This window comes from Kitasatospora sp. NPDC059146, assembly GCF_042786665.1.
Taxonomy (GTDB): Bacteria; Actinomycetota; Actinomycetes; order Streptomycetales; family Streptomycetaceae; genus Kitasatospora.
This window is the reverse complement of sequence record NZ_JBHZCY010000066.1, coordinates 22,819-38,521: the sequence shown is the minus strand read 5'-3', so window position 1 is coordinate 38,521 and position 15,703 is coordinate 22,819. Positions and strand designations below refer to the sequence as shown.

Annotated in this window: 17 protein-coding genes; 8 read left to right on the top strand and 9 right to left on the bottom strand. The window is 73.2% G+C overall.

Annotation, left to right across the window (positions count from 1 at the left end; genetic code table 11):
• Positions 1 to 5 precede the first annotated feature (5 nt).
• The 3 genes from ACFXPX_RS25815 (at position 6) to ACFXPX_RS25805 (ending at position 2,607) form a co-directional block, all read left to right on the top strand.
• A complete protein-coding gene (locus tag ACFXPX_RS25815; protein WP_375894681.1) occupies positions 6 to 1,550 on the top strand; it encodes an ATP-binding protein in 1,545 nt (514 codons plus the stop codon).
• On the top strand, positions 1,547 to 1,861 hold the full coding sequence (locus ACFXPX_RS25810) for a hypothetical protein (RefSeq protein WP_375894678.1): 315 nt from the start codon (positions 1,547 to 1,549) through the stop codon (positions 1,859 to 1,861). The genes ACFXPX_RS25815 and ACFXPX_RS25810 overlap by 4 nt, the downstream gene beginning before the upstream one ends.
• Positions 1,862 to 1,989: 128 nt before the next feature.
• Positions 1,990 to 2,607: a VanZ family protein gene (locus tag ACFXPX_RS25805; protein WP_375894675.1), complete on the top strand. Its 618-nt coding sequence runs from the start codon at positions 1,990 to 1,992 to the stop codon at positions 2,605 to 2,607.
• 179 nt (positions 2,608 to 2,786) lie between these two features.
• Here the strand turns inward: ACFXPX_RS25805 and ACFXPX_RS25800 are convergent, their stop codons facing one another.
• Entirely contained in the window at positions 2,787 to 3,428 is a 642-nt protein-coding gene (locus tag ACFXPX_RS25800; protein ID WP_375894672.1) for a PhzF family phenazine biosynthesis protein, read from the bottom strand.
• A gap of 154 nt (positions 3,429 to 3,582) precedes the next feature.
• On the opposite strand from ACFXPX_RS25800, the gene ACFXPX_RS25795 reads away from it, so the two are divergent.
• A complete protein-coding gene (locus tag ACFXPX_RS25795; protein WP_380643486.1) occupies positions 3,583 to 4,122 on the top strand; it encodes a hypothetical protein in 540 nt (179 codons plus the stop codon).
• 72 nt (positions 4,123 to 4,194) lie between these two features.
• Here the strand turns inward: ACFXPX_RS25795 and ACFXPX_RS25790 are convergent, their stop codons facing one another.
• Positions 4,195 to 5,523, bottom strand: coding sequence for a hypothetical protein (locus ACFXPX_RS25790; RefSeq protein WP_380643484.1), 1,329 nt, complete (start codon positions 5,521 to 5,523; stop codon positions 4,195 to 4,197).
• A gap of 372 nt (positions 5,524 to 5,895) precedes the next feature.
• Between ACFXPX_RS25790 and ACFXPX_RS25785 the strand changes: the two genes are divergently transcribed.
• Positions 5,896 to 6,081 carry a PspC domain-containing protein gene (locus ACFXPX_RS25785; protein ID WP_207813471.1) on the top strand — a complete coding sequence of 62 codons (186 nt, stop codon included), beginning with the start codon at positions 5,896 to 5,898 and terminating at the stop codon, positions 6,079 to 6,081.
• 87 nt (positions 6,082 to 6,168) lie between these two features.
• On the opposite strand, the gene ACFXPX_RS25780 is transcribed toward ACFXPX_RS25785, so the two are convergent.
• The 3 genes from ACFXPX_RS25780 to ACFXPX_RS25770 form a co-directional block, all read right to left on the bottom strand.
• Positions 6,169 to 6,552 (bottom strand): ATP-binding protein, encoded by a 384-nt coding sequence (locus ACFXPX_RS25780; protein ID WP_375882306.1) that lies wholly within the window; start codon positions 6,550 to 6,552, stop codon positions 6,169 to 6,171.
• Between the two features lie 215 nt (positions 6,553 to 6,767).
• Positions 6,768 to 7,925, bottom strand: a complete 1,158-nt coding sequence (locus tag ACFXPX_RS25775; protein WP_380643482.1) for an adenosine deaminase — start codon at positions 7,923 to 7,925, stop codon at positions 6,768 to 6,770.
• A gap of 128 nt (positions 7,926 to 8,053) precedes the next feature.
• Positions 8,054 to 9,022 carry a LysR family transcriptional regulator gene (locus tag ACFXPX_RS25770; RefSeq protein ID WP_380643480.1) on the bottom strand — a complete coding sequence of 323 codons (969 nt, stop codon included), beginning with the start codon at positions 9,020 to 9,022 and terminating at the stop codon, positions 8,054 to 8,056.
• Positions 9,023 to 9,114: 92 nt separating this feature from the next.
• On the opposite strand from ACFXPX_RS25770, the gene ACFXPX_RS25765 reads away from it, so the two are divergent.
• From ACFXPX_RS25765 to ACFXPX_RS25755, 3 genes are read left to right on the top strand one after another with little or no spacing between them, the layout of a single operon-like run.
• The gene (locus ACFXPX_RS25765) at positions 9,115 to 10,392 is read left to right on the top strand and encodes an MFS transporter (protein WP_380592796.1); all 1,278 of its coding nucleotides are present in this window, start codon (positions 9,115 to 9,117) and stop codon (positions 10,390 to 10,392) included.
• A gap of 26 nt (positions 10,393 to 10,418) precedes the next feature.
• Positions 10,419 to 10,703, top strand: coding sequence for a hypothetical protein (locus tag ACFXPX_RS25760; RefSeq protein WP_380592794.1), 285 nt, complete (start codon positions 10,419 to 10,421; stop codon positions 10,701 to 10,703).
• A 42-nt stretch (positions 10,704 to 10,745) separates the two neighbouring features.
• Complete coding sequence (locus tag ACFXPX_RS25755) at positions 10,746 to 11,420, top strand: alpha/beta fold hydrolase (protein WP_380521155.1); 675 nt, start codon at positions 10,746 to 10,748, stop codon at positions 11,418 to 11,420.
• 54 nt (positions 11,421 to 11,474) lie between these two features.
• Here the strand turns inward: ACFXPX_RS25755 and ACFXPX_RS25750 are convergent, their stop codons facing one another.
• The 4 genes from ACFXPX_RS25750 to ACFXPX_RS25735 form a co-directional block, all read right to left on the bottom strand.
• Positions 11,475 to 12,752, bottom strand: a complete 1,278-nt coding sequence (locus tag ACFXPX_RS25750; protein WP_380397285.1) for a thymidine phosphorylase — start codon at positions 12,750 to 12,752, stop codon at positions 11,475 to 11,477.
• A gap of 144 nt (positions 12,753 to 12,896) precedes the next feature.
• Positions 12,897 to 13,289, bottom strand: a complete 393-nt coding sequence (locus ACFXPX_RS25745) for a cytidine deaminase (RefSeq protein WP_375882289.1) — start codon at positions 13,287 to 13,289, stop codon at positions 12,897 to 12,899.
• On the bottom strand, positions 13,286 to 14,551 hold the full coding sequence (locus tag ACFXPX_RS25740) for an ABC transporter permease (RefSeq protein WP_375882286.1): 1,266 nt from the start codon (positions 14,549 to 14,551) through the stop codon (positions 13,286 to 13,288). The genes ACFXPX_RS25745 and ACFXPX_RS25740 overlap by 4 nt, the downstream gene beginning before the upstream one ends.
• A complete protein-coding gene (locus tag ACFXPX_RS25735; RefSeq protein WP_380643478.1) occupies positions 14,548 to 15,702 on the bottom strand; it encodes an ABC transporter permease in 1,155 nt (384 codons plus the stop codon). Before ACFXPX_RS25735 ends, ACFXPX_RS25740 begins: the two co-directional genes overlap by 4 nt.
• Position 15,703: the final 1 nt, after the last annotated feature.

The following is a 15,703-nucleotide window of genomic DNA, read 5'->3' as shown; positions in this document are numbered from 1 at the left end:
CTCTTGTGACTGACCATCAGCAGACTGCCCGACGGTTCTCGTCCGGCCCGTGGCGACGGCTGCGCTCCTTGCGGGTGCGGCTGATCGCGGTGTTCGCGGCCGTCGCGCTGCTCGCCGCCGTCTCGGCCTCCGGCATCGCGTACTGGCTGAACCGCGACGCGGTGCTCAAGCGCGCCCAGGACACCGCGCTGAACGACTTCCGGGTCTCGCTCAGCCGCAACGTCTCCGACCTGCCGCTGAACGCCAGTTGCCCGGACCTCGCCACGCTGGCCTCCAACGTGGCGAGCTCCGGCCTGTCCTACGACGTGGTCGTGGTCGACCCGGCGCACCCCGAGTGCCCGGCGGTCTCCTCCGCCCCGACGCGCTTCACCCTGGCCGACGTCCCGGCGGCGCTGCAGTCCACCGTCGCCAAGCCGCGCGAGGTCACCGAGAGCAACCCGTACCCGTACCACCTGTACTGGCAGCGGCAGAACCTGGACGGCCGCCCGTTCGTGATCGGCGGCACCAAGGTGCTGCCGAACGGCCCGACGGCGTACATGTTCAAGTCGCTGGAGAACGAACGGGCCGACCTCAACACCCTGGGCTGGTCACTGGCCATCGCGACCCTGCTCGCGCTGATCGGTTCGGCCCTGCTCGCCCAGGCCGCCTCCTCGACCGTGCTGCGGCCGGTCAAGCGGCTCGGGGAGGCCGCCAAGCGGCTCGGCGAGGGCCACCTGGACACCCGGCTGGAGGTCGAGGGCTCCGACGAACTCGCCGACCTGGCCCGGACCTTCAACCGGGCCGCGGAGTCGCTGCACGAGCAGGTCGAGGAGCTGAGCGCGCGCGAGGCGCAGAGCCGGCGGTTCGTCGCCGACATGTCGCACGAGCTGCGCACCCCGCTGACCGCGATGACCGCGGTGACCGACATCCTGGAGGACGAGGCCGAGTCGCTGGACCCGATGATCGAGCCCGCCGTCCGACTCGTGGTGAGCGAGACCAGGCGGCTGTCCGACCTGGTCGAGAACCTGATGGAGGTCACCCGCTTCGACGCCGGCACCGCCAGGCTGGTCGCCGACGAGGTCGACGTCGCCGACCTGATCATGTCCTGCATCGACGGCCGGGCCTGGTACGACGCGGTCGAACTGGACGCCCCGCGCGGCATCCTGGCCGTGGTCGACCCGCGCCGGCTGGACGTGGTCTTCGCCAACCTGATCGGCAACGCGCTCAAGCACGGCGGCTCGCCGGTGCGGGTCAAGGTCCGGCAGTCCGCGGACTCGGTCGTGGTCGAGGTCTCCGACAGCGGCCCCGGCATCCCCGAGGACGTGCTGCCGCACGTCTTCGACCGCTTCTACAAGGCCGACCGCGGCCGGGCCCGCTCGGAGGGCAGCGGCCTGGGGCTGTCCATCGCGATGGCCAACGCCCAGATCCACGGGGGGACCATCACGGCGGCGAACGGGGAGGTCGGCGCGGTGTTCACCCTGACGCTGCCGCTGACCCAACCGCCGTCGCCGTCCGCGGGCGGGACCGAGCTCGGCCCCGCCGGCGACGCCGAGCTCAAGGACGCCACGTGACCGCCCCCACCCGCACCGCCCTGCGCCGCACCGCCGGCGTCCTGCTCCTGCTCGCGCTGGCCTCCGGCTGCGGCATCCGGCCGACCGCCGTACCGGTCGACGCCGGCGCGCCCGCCAGCCGGACGGCCTGCCCGAGCGCCCCGCACATACCGACCGCGCTGGCCACCCCGACCCCGCCCGCCCCGGCCGTCACCCCGTCCCGCGGCGCGGCCAAGGCGAGCCCGAGCCCCTCGCCCACCCCGGTGGTGCCGGGCTCGCCGCCGCCCGACAACGTGTTCGGCGCGGTGCCCACGGCGGCGCCCTGCCGGTAGGGCCCGTCCTCGGGCGAGGCGCCCCCCGTCGACTCCGTCGACCCCGTGTGACGGGAAACGGGGGCGCGCCCCGGAATGTTCACGCCCGGCGTGGAACCGCCGCGCCACCGGCCCACGTCCTTCCCCCCGTGCAGCGAGATGGCACCAGGACACGCGACGAGCGTTCCGGCGCACGGACCGAGAACAGGCCGGCGGCGGGCGTCCACCGTCCCCTCCGGCACGCCGGACTGGCGGGCCTGGCCCTCCACCTGACGCTGGTGCTCTGGCTGGTGCTCAGACCCCTGCCGGTGGCCTGGGTGTACGACGCCAACCTGACGCCGCTGGCCTCGCTCCGCTCCTCCACCCCGTGGCAGGTGGTCGGCGAGTTCCTGCTGCTCGCCCCGCTCGGCGTCCTGCTGCCGCTGGCCGGCGGCCGGGTCCGGGCCCCCTGGCTGCCGTCCTTCCTGCGCACCACCGGTGTGTCCGCCCTGCTGGCGACCGGCCTGGAGTTCCTCTCCTCCTGGACGCCCGGGCACGTGCTCAACGTGGACCACATACTGTTCGCCGTGCTCGGCGTGATGATCGCCCACCTCGCGCTCGTCCCCGGCCTGCGCCGCCTGCTGCGGGAGCACCGGACCGCGGCCCGGGCCCGGCGGGCCGCCGTCCTGGCCGCCCCGCCGGTGGCCGCCGCCGTCACCCCGAAGGTGACCATGGCACCCGCGGCCCGTCCGCGCGCCTACGCGGGCCCCACCCCGCCGGCCGGCTAGGCCCTGTCCGGTCGATCTTGTCGGATCAGCCCGCGGCGGTGGGCGCCCGGCTGGGCGTGCGCCCGGATCGTCCTCGTACTGGGTGTACTCGGGCGATTCGGGCGTGCGGCCAGGCGGGATGCCCGGCGTCGCGGGCCCGGCAAGATCGGCCGGACAGGGCCTAGGCACGCACCACCCGGCTATGCGCGCACCACCCGGCCGCCGACCTCGACCAGCCCGCCCGGCCGCGGACCGGCCAGCAGCTGCGAACCCCGGCCCTGGGTGACGGTCAGCGCCCGCCCGAGCCGGCCGGCCAGCAGCAGGGCCGCCGCACCGGTCGCCTCGTCCTCGTCGATGCCGTCACCCCGGCCCGGGAAGGCCCGCGCCCGGACCGTACCGGCCGCCTCGTCCTGCCAGGCCCAGGCGTACACCCACTCCCCCGGCGGCGGCACCTCCAGCGCCTCCACCTCGGCGGCCGAGCCGTACTGCCGCAAGGTCCGCCCCGGGGCCCACTCCGGCCGGGCCTCGATCCGGGTCAGCCCGCCCTCGCGCCGCACCGGCACCTCCCCGGCGGCGGTCACCAGCCGGTCCACCCCGAGCAGCCAGGCGGCGCCCACGCACGGGTGGCCGGCGAAGGGCAGCCGCACGCTCGGGGTGTAGATGTCGATCTCCCCGCGCTCCGCGTCGTCGACGAACACCGTCTCGCTGAAACCGAGTTCACCGGCGAAGGCCTGCCGCGCCGCCCGCCCCGGAACGGCGGCGCCGTCCCGCACCACACCGAGCGCGTTGCCGTACTGCCCGTCCGGCCCGCAAAAGACCCGCAGCACCTCATAAACAGTCATTTCCCACCTCGTCAATTACCGCTCCGGCGCAGCCGCGACCCGGCGCAACGACACCGTGATGAAAAGGCGACGACGGATGTCGGCCCCCTCCAGTACTGTGCGCTGTCGTCCCCGGACGGTTCCCGTCGTCATTCTCCTCCCACAGGAAATTCCCTTGAACAATCTCGACTTCACCAACGCACCCGGTTTCTCCTGGTACGTCGTTCTGCTGGCGCTCAGCGGCGCCATCATGCTGGTCCTCGGCGTCCTGCCGCTGCGCGGGCTCAAGGTCGGCATGCGGATCCTCAACATCGTGATTGGCCTCGGGTTCGCGGGCTACGCCTACTACCTGGCGTTCGTCTTCGAGGGCGGCACCTACCGGATCTTCTTCCAGGCGCTGATCCTGCCGATCGCGATGATCGTCGCCACGGTGAAGGCCGTCGTCGAGCGCAGCAACGCCAAGAACGCGCCGCCCCAGCCGGTCACGCCGTACACCCCGCACGCGCCGTACAACCCGAACGCCCCGCACGACCCCAACGCCGCCGCCCAGCAGGCCGCGTTCAACCCGAACGCCCCGTACGCCCAGCCGGCCGGGCAGCCGGGCCAGCCGGTGCCGCCGCAGGGCGCCGTGCCGCCTCAGCCGGGCGCGCCGGCGCAGCCGGTGGCGGACAACCCGTACGCCCAGCCGCAGCCGCCGCAGCAGCCGGCCGGCTGAGCCCCGGAACGCCGCAAGGCCCGTCCGTCCCCGCTCGAAGGCGGGGACGGACGGGCCTCGTGCTGTCCGGGGTCAGTTCCCGGCGCCCTGGGCGCGCTGGCGGCGGCGGGCGACGACCAGGGTTCCGATGCCGAGGGCGATCGCGGTCGCGCCGGTGATCGCCATCGGGGCGGAGGAGGACCCGCCGCCGGTGGAGGCCAGCCGGGTGGCCTCCACGGCCGCCGGGGCCGGGGCGGCGGCGGCCGCCACCTGCACGGGCTCGGCCGCGGGGCTCGGGGCGCCGGTGGTGACCTGCGCGGCCGGGACGGCGGCGGCAACGGTGGCCGGGGCGGCCGGAGCGGAGGTGACCGGGGTGGTGGGAGCCGGGGTGCCGGTGGCGGCCTCGATGGTGAAGTCCGCCCTCGGGCTGAACGACTCGGCGCCGCTCTCACCCGCGCCGGGCAGGCTGCCCACCCTGGCGAGCAGGGACTCGGCGACGACCGGCGCGTCCTTGGTGAAGGCCAGCCGGAGGTTGAACGTCCTCGTCCCGCCCTTCGGCAGGACGACGACGTCGGCGTCCTTGCTCCCCGCCCGCAGGCCCATGCAGAGCCAGGCCGGGTGGTCCGAGTCACCGCCGGGGGTGCCCTCCAGCCAGTCCCCGTTCGGCGCCTGGAACTCGAACCTGACCGTCCCGGAGGGGAGCAGGTCCTTCCCCTGGAACACGATCGCGGGCACCAGCCGGAGGTCCTTGCCACTGGTGTTGCCGAGGACGAGCTTGAACGGCTTCGACTCCGTGCCCGCCGTGAAGACGGCGGGCACCCCGTCGAGCCGGACGTCCGCCGTGGCAGCGGGCGTGGTCGCCGGCGTGGTCGGCGTGACCGCCGGGGCGACCACCAGGTTCGGGGAGGTGCTGAGCGCGGTCGAGATGCGCTGCTCGGGGGGCAGGGTGGGGTCCGACACGATGGCGTTGAAGCCCGGGCCCACCCGACCCGCCGGGGCATCGGCGGCGACGGTGAGCCGCAGCCGGTAGACGGCCTCGGCACCGGCCGCCACGTGCCGGCCGCCGTTGCGGTCGACGTCCCAGACAGCGGCACCGCGTTCCTCGGCGGCCTGCCACCCGGTCGTGCCGGGGGCCTGGTACTCCAGCTTGAACTGGCCCGGCTTGATGCCGAGGCCGGGGTCCGCGAGGGTGAGGACCGACCCCAGCACGTCCATCTGGTGGTCGACGGTGTTCTTGAGGGTCACGGAGAACTCGATCGGCGCGCCGCCCGCCTTGACCGAGTCGGGCAGTCCGCCGAAAGCGGCGGTGACCGGCGAGGTGGCCTGGGTGCCCTGGGGCGCGGCAGTGGCCGTCGGGGCCGCCAGTGCCGCCGGGGCCGAGGTCAGGGCGGCGCCGGAGGCCAGCGCGGCAGCGGCGGCCACGGCGAGGATTCTGCGGGACTGATTGCGCAAGGGGACCTCACGGGAGAATTCGGGCGCAGCCCGAGAGAAGTGCGAAATCGCAGGCGTGAGGGGCCTCTTGAGGCCGTGACGGCGCCGCCGGATTTCCCCCCACCATCAGCGACCGCGGAATCATATCCCTCCGCCCCGACACCTTCGCGAACGGGTTTTTCCGTACCCGCACCTCCGGGTCATCCCTGAGGCGGACCCCGATCCGGGTCTCCGTCTTCCCGGTGACCTACCGGGGTCGAGGATCGCCTGGTGGGTGGAGGTTTCCGGGCCGGCGGCGGCGGAGTATGGAGGTACGCCCGCCGGACCACCCGGCACCGGCAGCCAGCCAGCCAAGGAGTTCCCATGAGCGCCCGCCTCGCCCGCCCCCGCCACAACCGCGTCATCGCCGGCGTCTGCGCCGGGATCGCCGAGCGCTTCGGCCTCACCCCGTGGACCGTCCGACTGATCTTCCTGCTGTCGTGCCTGCTGCCCGGCCCGCAGTTCCTGATCTACCTCGCGCTGTGGGTGCTGCTCCCCCAGGAGCCGTGAGGCCGTACCGGCGGGCACGACGACGGGCCGCCCGCCTCCGGAGGAGTTCCCGGGGGCGGGCGGCCCGTCGTCGTGCGGGTGGCCGGATCAGCCGCCCAGGCCGCCCAGCGCGCCGGCAACCCCGCCGATCGGGGTCTTGTCCAGGCCGGGGACGTTCGGCAGGCCGCCGACGCGCTGCTGGGTGAGGCCGGCGACCGGGGCGGCGGGCGCGGCCTCGGCGGCCGGAGCGGCGGCGGGCTGGCCGGCGCTCGGGGTCAGGGTGCCGAGGGTGCCGGCGACCTTGTCGCCGCCGGGCAGCTTGGCCGCGGTGTCGGTGACCGCACCGGTCACCGCGGGGTTCGTCACCGCGCCGGTGGGCAGCCCGAGGCCGCCGGCCGCCTGGCCGGCCGCCGCGGAGGCGGTGCCGGCGCCGACCGCCGCGATGGCGATGCCGAGCGCCGCGGTACCGGCGGCCTTGAGAGCCTGCTTCATGGTTCGTCCCCTTGGGTCCTCGTCGGTGGCCGACATCGCACGGGGCGACGGACGGGCGAGTGCCGCCACGGCCTGTCAGCATTGACTGGCACACCGTAGTGACAGGGTCGCGCGAGAACCAAAGGGCGTTCACTCACCCGAGTGAGTTTTCGTATGAACGCCAACTTCCGTACCCGGAAGCCGCGTTAATCCGACCGCAAGGACGGGCCGTCGGCTCAGCTGCCGGCGGTGCCCGCGCTGAACAGCCACTCCGCCTTGAGCTCGGCGTAGCCCGGCTTGATCACGTCGTTGATCATCGCCAGCCGCTCGTCGAAGGGCAGGAACGCGGACTTCATCGCGTTCACCGTGAACCACTCCATGTCGCCCAGGGTGTAGCCGAAGGCGTCCACCAGGTGGCCGAACTCCTGGCTCATGCTGGTGCCGCTCATCAGCCGGTTGTCGGTGTTCACGGTGACCCGGAACTTGAGCCGGCTGAGCAGCCCGATCGGGTGCTCGGCGTACGAAGCGGCGGCCGCCGTCTGGAGGTTGGAGGTCGGGCACATCTCCAGCGGGACGCGCTTGTCGCGCACGTACGCGGCCAGTCGGCCCAGCTCGACGCTGCCGTCCTCGTTCAGGGTGATGTCGTCGACGATCCGCACGCCGTGGCCGAGCCGGTCGGCGCCGCAGCACTGCAGGGCCTCCCAGATCGACGGCAGGCCGAAGGCCTCGCCCGCGTGGATGGTGAAGTGGTTGTTCTCGCCCTTGAGGTAGTCGAAGGCGGCCTGGTGGCGGGTGGGGGGGTAGCCCGCCTCCGCGCCCGCGATGTCGAAGCCGACGACGCCCGAGTCCCGGTGGCGGTTGGCCAGTTCGGCGATCTCCTGCGAGCGGGCGGCGTGCCGCATCGCGGTGATCAGGGTGCCGATGCGGATCCGGTGGCCGGCCGCGCGGGCGTTGGCCTCGCCCAGGCGGAAGCCCTCCTGGACGGCCTCGACGACCTCGTCCAGGCTCAGGCCGCCCTCCAGGTGCTGCTCGGGGGCGTAGCGGACCTCGGCGTAGACGACGCCGTCGGCGGCCAGGTCCTCGGCGCAGTCGGCGGCGACCTTGACCAGGGCCTCGCGGGTCTGCATGACGGCGCAGGTGTGCGCGAAGGTCTCCAGGTAGCGGACCAGCGAGCCGGAGTCGGCGGCCTCGCGGAACCACTCGCCGAGTTCCTTGGCGTCGGTGGTGGGGAGCCCCTCGTAGCCGGTCGCGGCGGCGAGCTCGACGACGGTCTCCGGGCGCAGCCCGCCGTCGAGGTGGTCGTGCAGCAGGACCTTCGGCGCGCGGCGGATCTGGTCGGGGGTGGGAATGCGCGGGCCGGCGCCCGCGGTGGTGACGGGGATCTGCTTCTCCATTGCGGAAATATAGCCCCTACGCGCGTAGACCTACCACCGGGAACACCACCGGATGGTCCAAAGCAGGACCGGAATTCCACCGCCCGGTCCATAGGATCCGCCAAACAGGCCGCATCGCGCCGACCACCTCAGTCGTGGTGCAGCAGCCGCCCCCGCCGGGACAGCACGAAGTCCCGGAACACCGCCACCGGCGGCGTCAGCGGCCGCCCCGCCGCCCAGGCCAGGCCGATCGCCCGCCGGGTCCGCGGCGCGGTCACCTCCAGCTCCACCACCCCGGGCCGCGGCACCAGCGCCGGCGGCAGCAGCGCCACCCCCAGCCCGGCCGCCACCAGCCCCCGCAGGGTCTCGGCCTCCTCCCCCTCGAAGGCCAGCCGGGGCACGAAGCCGGCCTGCGCGCAGAAGCCGTCCGTGATCATGCGCAGCCCGTACCCCTGCTCCAGCCCGACGAACGGCTCCTCGGCCACCTCCGCCAGCCGGATCCGCCGCCGCCCCGCCAGCCGGTGGTCCGCCGGGACGGCCAGGTGCAGCCGCTGCTCGTCCAGCGGGCGGGCCGTGAAGGCCGGGTCGACCGGCAGCGGCGCGACCAGGCACAGGTCCAACTCGCCCGCCCGCAACCGCTCCAGCATCGCCGTGCCGTAGTCCTGCACCAGCTGGAACCGCACCTGCGGGTGCGCCGCCCGGAAGCCCCGCAGCAGCGCCGGGACGGCGTCCGGGCCCATCGTGTGCAGGAAGCCGAAGGCCACCCGCCCCACCGCCGGGTCCGCCTCCGCCCGGGCCGCCTCCGCGCCGCGCTCCAGCTCCGCCAGCGCCCGCTCCACCGAGGCCAGCAGCAGCCGGCCCGCCCTGGTCAGCCGGACCGTCCGGCCCTGCCGGGCCAGCAGGCCCACCCCGAGCTCCGCCTCCAGCCGGGACACCGCGCGCGACAGCGTCGGCTGCGGCACCCCGAGCAGCGCGGCCGCCTGGGTCACGTGCTCCAGCCGGGCCACCGCGGCGAACCGCGCCAACCTGGGCGCCAGCAGCACGGCCGGCTCCTCCGGCCCCAACTCGGCCGCCCGGTAGGGCTGCTCCGTTCCGTCCGACCCGTCCGCCACGGCCATCCCCGTCCCACCTCGACTCATACACCGGCGCATCGATCATCCACTCTTCATGCATTGGACGCATCAGCCGCGCCAGGCCTAGCGTCGGAGCCATGCAGCCCTCCGATACCAGGGCATCCGCGGCCACCCCGGATGCCTCCACCGAGCACACCCTCGACCGGGACGACCGCCACCGCCCGGGCGGGCGCGGCTTCCGCCGCGCCAACCTCGCCCTGTTCGCCGCCGGTGTCGCGACCTTCGTCCTGCTCTACTCCACCCAGGGCCTGCTGCCGGTCCTCTCGGCCGACCTCGACCTCACCCCCGGCCAGGCCAGCTGGACGGCCTCCGCCGCCACCCTCGGCCTCGCCCTCGGGCTGCTCCCGGCCAGTGCGCTGGCCGACCGGTACGGCCGCACCGCGGTGATGACGGCCTCCGTCCTCGCGGCCTGCGCCCTCGCCGTCGCCCTGCCCCTCGCGCCCGACCTCACCACCCTGGTCGTGCTGCGCGTCCTCCAGGGCGCCGCCCTCGCCGGGCTCCCCGCCACCGCCATGGCCTACCTCGCCGAGGAGGTCCACCCCAGCGCGCTGCCCTCCGCGATGGGCCTGTACGTGGCCGGCAACAGCATCGGCGGCATGGGCGGCCGGCTGATCTCCGGCTGGACCGCCGCCGCCCTCGGCTGGCGCTGGGGCCTCGCCGCCTCCGCCGCCCTCGCCCTGCTCGCCGCGCTCGCCTTCCGGCTGCTGATCCCCGCCGCCCGGCACTTCACCCCGGCCCCGGTGGACCCGCGCGCCCTCGCCCGCACCGTCGGCCGGCACCTGCGCAACCCGCTGCTGGTACGGCTGTACGCGCTCGGCATGCTGTTCATGGCGGTGTTCGGCGCGGTCTACAACACCGTCGGCTACCGGCTGATCGCCGCGCCCTTCCACCTGCCCGAGTCGATCGCCGCCTCGATCTTCGTCGTCTACCTGGTCGGCACCGGCACCTCCGCCGCGGTCGGCCGCCTCTCCGCCCGGCTCGGCCGGCGCGGCACCCTCTACGTCGCCGTCGGCGTGACCGCCGCCGGGCTGCTGCTCTCGCTCGCCGACTCCCTGGTCTGCGCCCTGCTCGGCCTGGTGCTGATCACCGCCGGCTTCTTCGCCGGCCACACCACCGCCTCCGCCGCCGTCGGCCGCACCGCCACCGAGGGCCGCGCCCAGGCCTCCGCCCTCTACCTGATCGCCTACTACCTGGGCAACAGCCTCGGCGGCACCCTCGGCGCCGACGCCTACCACTCCACCGGCTGGCCCGGCGCCGCCACCGTCGGCCTCACCGCCATGACCCTCGCCGCCGCCGTCACCCTCCACGCCACCCACCAGGCCCGTACCACGAGGCGAGCGGTCGCGGACGCTTGACAGCGGGCGCGGATACACTCCGGAGTGTGAGTGTCGATCCTGCAGTGTTCGCCCGGCTGCTTGAGATCGCGGATCAGCTGCCGAAGGTGCCGGGGATAGGGAAGGTCGAGATCGCCGAGGGCGAGATCGTCATGATGACGTCACCGGTCATGCGACACGAACTCGCTGCACTGCACATCGCCAGGCAGCTCAATGCGCAGTTGTCGACGACCCACCCGGGCCATATCGCGTACCACGGTGCGGACCTAGTGGACCCTCGACACCGGCGTGCTGCGGACGTACGCCTGACACCCCGCCCGGCGGGCCCGTAAGTTTCCTCTCGTCAGTTCGTACGAACAGCAGAGGAATTCGCCATGGCCACCTTCGTCCTCGTCCCCGGCGTCCTGCACGGCGGCTGGTGGTACCGGCCGTTGACCGGGCGGCTGCGGGCGGCCGGGCACGAGGTGTACCCGGTGACGCTGAGCGGGGTGAGCGAGCGCGGGCACCTGAACAACGGGGCGATCAACCTGGACACCCACGTCCAGGACGTGCTGGGCCTGCTGGAGGCGGAGCAGGTCACCGACGCCGTGCTGGTCGGGCACAGCTACGGCGGCATGGTGATCTCGGCGGTCGCCGACCGGGCGCCGGAGCGGGTGGCCGCGCTGGTGCACGCCGACGCCTTCGTCCCGCGCGACGGCGAGTCGGCCCACGCGATCGTCGACGACCTCTGGAAGCAGCGGTACCTGGCCGGTGCCGCCGCCGGGAACGGGCACACCATGGTGGGACTCCACCCGGCCCTCGACCCGCGCGCGACCGTCCACCCGATGGGGACCCTGCTCCAGCCGGTGCGCCTCACCGGGGCGGTGGACGGGATCGCCCGCCGCGTCTACATCCACGCCGAGCGCTTCGAGGGCACCCCGTTCCTGGAGACCTACGAGCGCCTGCGCGACGACCCGACCTGGGCGGTGCACGCCCTCCCGGTCGGCCACGACCTGGTCCGGGAGGCGCCGGAGGAGTTCCTCAAGATCATGCTCGCCGCGGCGGAGTAGCCGGGCCGCGGGGGGCGCGGCGCGATGCGGTCGCGCCACGCCCCCGTCCGACCACTACGCGATGCGGTCGAGGACGATCGGGTTCGGGGTGAACGCCGTACCCGCCGGGGAGACCCCGATGCCGCCGGCCAGCGCCTCGATGGCGTACTCGTAGCGCTCCGGGGTGTCGGTGTGCAGGGTCAGCAGCGGCTGGCCGGCCACCACGGTGTCACCGGGCTTGGCGTGCATCTCGACGCCGGCGCCGGCCTGCACCGGGTCCTCCTTGCGGGCGCGGCCGGCGCCCAGGCGCCAGGCGCAGACGCCGATCGCGTAGGCGTCCAGCTCGGTGAGCACGCCGGAGGCGGGCGCCGGGATGACGTGCTGCTCGCGGGCGACCGGGAGCGGGGCGTCGACGTCGCCGCCCTGGGCGGCGATCATGCGGCGCCAGTGGTCCATCGCGGAGCCGTCCCGCAGCGCGTCGGCCGGGTCCTTGCCGTGCACGCCGGCGGCGGCGAGCATCTCGCGGGCCAGGGCGAGGGTCAGCTCGACGACGTCGGCGGGACCGCCGCCGGCCAGCACCTCGATCGACTCGCGGACCTCCAGCGCGTTGCCCGCGGTGAGGCCGAGCGGGGTGGACATGTCGGTGAGCAGGGCGACGGTGTTGACCCCGGCGGTGGTGCCCAGGCCGACCATGGTGCGGGCGAGTTCGCGGGCGTCGTCCAGGTTCTTCATGAAGGCGCCGGAGCCGACCTTGACGTCCAGCACGAGCGCGCCGGTGCCCTCGGCGATCTTCTTCGACATGATCGAGGAGGCGATCAGCGGGATGGCCTCGACGGTGCCGGTGACGTCGCGCAGCGCGTACAGCTTCTTGTCGGCGGGCGCGAGACCGTCGCCGGCCGCGCAGATGACCGCGCCGGCGTCGCGCAGCACGTCCATCATCTCGTCGTTGGAGAGCAGGGCGCGCCAGCCGGGGATGGACTCCAGCTTGTCCAGGGTGCCGCCGGTGTGGCCGAGGCCGCGGCCGGACAGCTGCGGGACGGCGGCACCGCAGGCGGCGACCAGCGGGGCGAGCGGGAGGGTGATCTTGTCGCCGACGCCGCCGGTGGAGTGCTTGTCGCTGGTGGGCAGCGGCAGCGAGGAGAAGTCCATCCGGACGCCGGAGCGGATCATGGCCTCGGTCCAGCGGCTGATCTCGTGCGGCTTCATGCCGTTCAGCAGGATCGCCATGGCCAGCGCGGACATCTGCTCGTCGGCGACCTCGCCACGGGTGTAGGCGTCGATGACCCAGTCGATCTGAGCGTCGCTCAGCTCTCCGCGGTCGCGCTTGGTCCTGATGACGGAGATGGCGTCCATGCGTGCTCCAAGAGGGGTTTCAGATGCGTCGTGCACATGCGTCGTGCACATACGTCGAGAAGATGCGTGGAAAGCGAAGAGTGCCGCGAGATGACCGGGTTACGGCCCACTCGCGACACTCTACGCGCGTAACAATTGCCGAGGCTAGAGCCGCTCCGGACCGAACGCGTCGGGCAGGACCTCGCTCATCGGCTTCACGCCGGAGGCCAGGTCGACCAGCAGTTCCGGCCCGCCGTGCTCGTACAGCAGCTGGCGGCAGCGCCCGCACGGCATCAGCAGTTCGCCCGCGCCGTCGACGCAGGTGAAGGCGACCAGCCGGCCGCCGCCGGAGGCGTGCAGCGCGGACACCAGCCCGCACTCGGCGCACAGCGCGAGCCCGTACGAGGCGTTCTCCACGTTGCAGCCGCTGACCAGCCGACCGTCGTCGACCAGCGCCGCCGCGCCGACCGGGAACTTGCTGTACGGGGCGTACGCGCGGCCCATGGCCTCGCGCGCCGCCTCGCGCAGCCGCTCCCAGTCGACCGCGGGGGCCGTCACTTGCCCTGGCCCTTGCGGTAGACCTGACCGTCGGCCTTGGGCATCCGCAGACGCTGCGAGGCCAGCGAGAGCACCACCAGGGTGATCAGGTACGGCGTGGCGACGATCAGCGGACGCTGCACCTCGTCGGTCAGCGCGTACCAGGCGCCCAGGCCGCCGGCCACCACGAAGGAGACCACGGTCGCGGTGAACTTGCGGCGGTACAGCTGCCACAGGGCGAACAGCGCCATCGCGATCGCGACGACCAGGATCAGCACGTGCACCGACTCCGGGTCGCGCAGCTGGAGGCTGTCGGTGAAGCCGAACAGGCCGGCGCCGATGGCGAGGCCGCCGGGCATCCAGTTGCCGAAGATCATCGCCGCGAGGCCGATGAAGCCGCGGCCCAGGGTCTGGCCGTCCTTGTAGAAGTGCGCGGCGACCAGCGAGAGGTACGCGCCGCCGAGGCCCGCGAAGGCGCCCGAGGCGATGACCGCCAGGTACTTGTACTTGTAGACGTTGACGCCCAGCGACTCGGCGGCCGTCGGGTTCTCACCGCAGGAGCGCAGCCGCAGGCCGAACACCGTGCGCCAGAGCAGGAAGTAGCTGGCCACGATCAGCACGGCCGCCAGCACCACGACCACCGAGAGGTTGGTGACCAGGCCGCCGAGCACGCCGGCGACGTCGGAGACCAGGAACCAGTGGTGGTTCTCGATGCTCTTCAGGCCGGAGGACAGCCCCGGGACGGTGATGTACGGCAGCGGGTCCGCCGGCGGGGACTGGTTCGCCCCGGCACCGGCCGAGATGTAGTCCTTGTAGTAGATCCGGTTGACGTACGCGCAGATGCCGGGGATCAGCAGGTTGATGCCGACGCCGGAGACGATGTGGTCGACGCCGAAGGTGACCGTGATGACCGCGTGCAGCAGACCGCCGAGCGCACCGCCGAGCATGCCGGCCAGCAGGCCGACCCACGGGTTGACCAGGTAGCCCGCCCAGGCGCCGCAGAAGGTGCCGGCGACCATCATGCCTTCGAGGCCGATGTTGACCACACCGGCCCGCTCGGACCAGAGACCGCCCAGACCGGCCATGCCGATCGGCACGGCGGAGCCGAGCGCCGCGGCGACCTGACCGGAGGAGGTCAGCGAGTGGTTGCCGGTGGCCATGCCCACGGCGGCGAAGAGGACCAGGGCGCCCGCGATCAGCAGGAGCACCACGGGCCAGGACAGCTTGCGCTTCTTCGCGGGCGCGCCCGGCGCCTTCGGACGAGCGGCAGTCGCCGTGCTCACGCGGACACCTCCTTCTTCTCAGTGGCCGCGAGCTGGGCGGCGAGCTGGGCGCCGACCTTCTGCTGCTGGCGCTTCAAGCCGTAGCGGCGCACCAGCTCGTACGCGACGACGACGCAGATGACGATGGTGCCCTTCATGACGTCGACGATCTCGAACGGGAACCCGCCCTTGAGCGGCAGCTGCGAGCCGGTGGCGTCCAGGAAGGCGAAGAGCAGGGCCGCGAAGGCGATGCCGATCGGGCTGTTCCGGCCGAGCAGGGCGATCGAGATGCCCAGGAAGCCGAGGCCGGGCTGGAAGCTCTGGCCGTAGTAGTACGAGTTCTGCAGGAGTTCGGGCAGGCCGATCAGACCGGCGATGGCGCCCGAGACCACCATCGAGATGACCACCATGCGCTTGACGTTCACGCCGGACGCGGTCGCGGCGGACTCCGAGCGGCCGGTGGCGCGCAGGTCGAAGCCGAAACGGGTGCGGCTCAGGGTGAACTGGAAGACCACACCGACCAGGGCGGCGATGAAGATGAAGCCCCAGAGGTCCCCGCCGGCGGTGGGGATGGTGAAGAAGTGGCTGGACTGCGAGACCGGGTCGGTCTGGATCGAGTTGCTGGTGCCGCTGACCTTCGGGGCGAAGATGCCGGGCACGAGCAGCAGACCGACGATCGCGAGCGAGATCGAGTTCAGCATGATGGTCGAGATGACCTCGCTGACGCCGCGGTAGACCTTGAGCAGACCGGCGATGCTCGCGTACAGACCGCCGACCAGCATCGCGGTGACCAGCAGCAGCGGGATCTGGATGATCGCCGGCAGGTCGACCTGGGCGCCGACGAAGGCCGCGAACAGCGCGGCGACCTTGTACTGGCCCTCGACACCGATGTTGAACAGGTTCATCCGGAACCCGAACGCGGCGGCCGCGGCGGCCAGGTAGTAGGTGGTGGTCCGGTTGAGGATGCTCACCTGGCCGTCCGACTTGGTGGCGTACGTGATCATCACGTTCCACGCGTCGAACGGGTTCTTGCCCGAGGTCGCCAGCAGCACGGAACAGATCGCGATGGAGAGCACGACCGCGAGCACCGGCGCCGCCAGTGCGAGCACGATCCGCTCACCGCTGATCCGCTGCGCCAGGCCGCGCTTGGCGGCGGGGTTGGGACTGGTCATG

Excerpts from the sequence above, each read along its gene's own strand:
- ACFXPX_RS25800 (WP_375894672.1), bottom strand. The coding sequence starts at position 3,428 with ATGACTGTTTATGAGGTGCTGCGGGTCTTTTGCGGGCCGGACGGGCAG.
- ACFXPX_RS25785 (WP_207813471.1), top strand. The coding sequence starts at position 5,896 with ATGAGCGCCCGCCTCGCCCGCCCCCGCCACAACCGCGTCATCGCCGGC.
- ACFXPX_RS25780 (WP_375882306.1), bottom strand. The coding sequence starts at position 6,552 with ATGAAGCAGGCTCTCAAGGCCGCCGGTACCGCGGCGCTCGGCATCGCC.
- ACFXPX_RS25775 (WP_380643482.1), bottom strand. The coding sequence starts at position 7,925 with ATGGAGAAGCAGATCCCCGTCACCACCGCGGGCGCCGGCCCGCGCATT.
- ACFXPX_RS25770 (WP_380643480.1), bottom strand. The coding sequence starts at position 9,022 with ATGGCCGTGGCGGACGGGTCGGACGGAACGGAGCAGCCCTACCGGGCG.
- ACFXPX_RS25765 (WP_380592796.1), top strand. The coding sequence starts at position 9,115 with ATGCAGCCCTCCGATACCAGGGCATCCGCGGCCACCCCGGATGCCTCC.
- ACFXPX_RS25755 (WP_380521155.1), top strand. The coding sequence starts at position 10,746 with ATGGCCACCTTCGTCCTCGTCCCCGGCGTCCTGCACGGCGGCTGGTGG.
- ACFXPX_RS25750 (WP_380397285.1), bottom strand. The coding sequence starts at position 12,752 with ATGGACGCCATCTCCGTCATCAGGACCAAGCGCGACCGCGGAGAGCTG.
- ACFXPX_RS25735 (WP_380643478.1), bottom strand. The coding sequence starts at position 15,702 with ATGACCAGTCCCAACCCCGCCGCCAAGCGCGGCCTGGCGCAGCGGATC.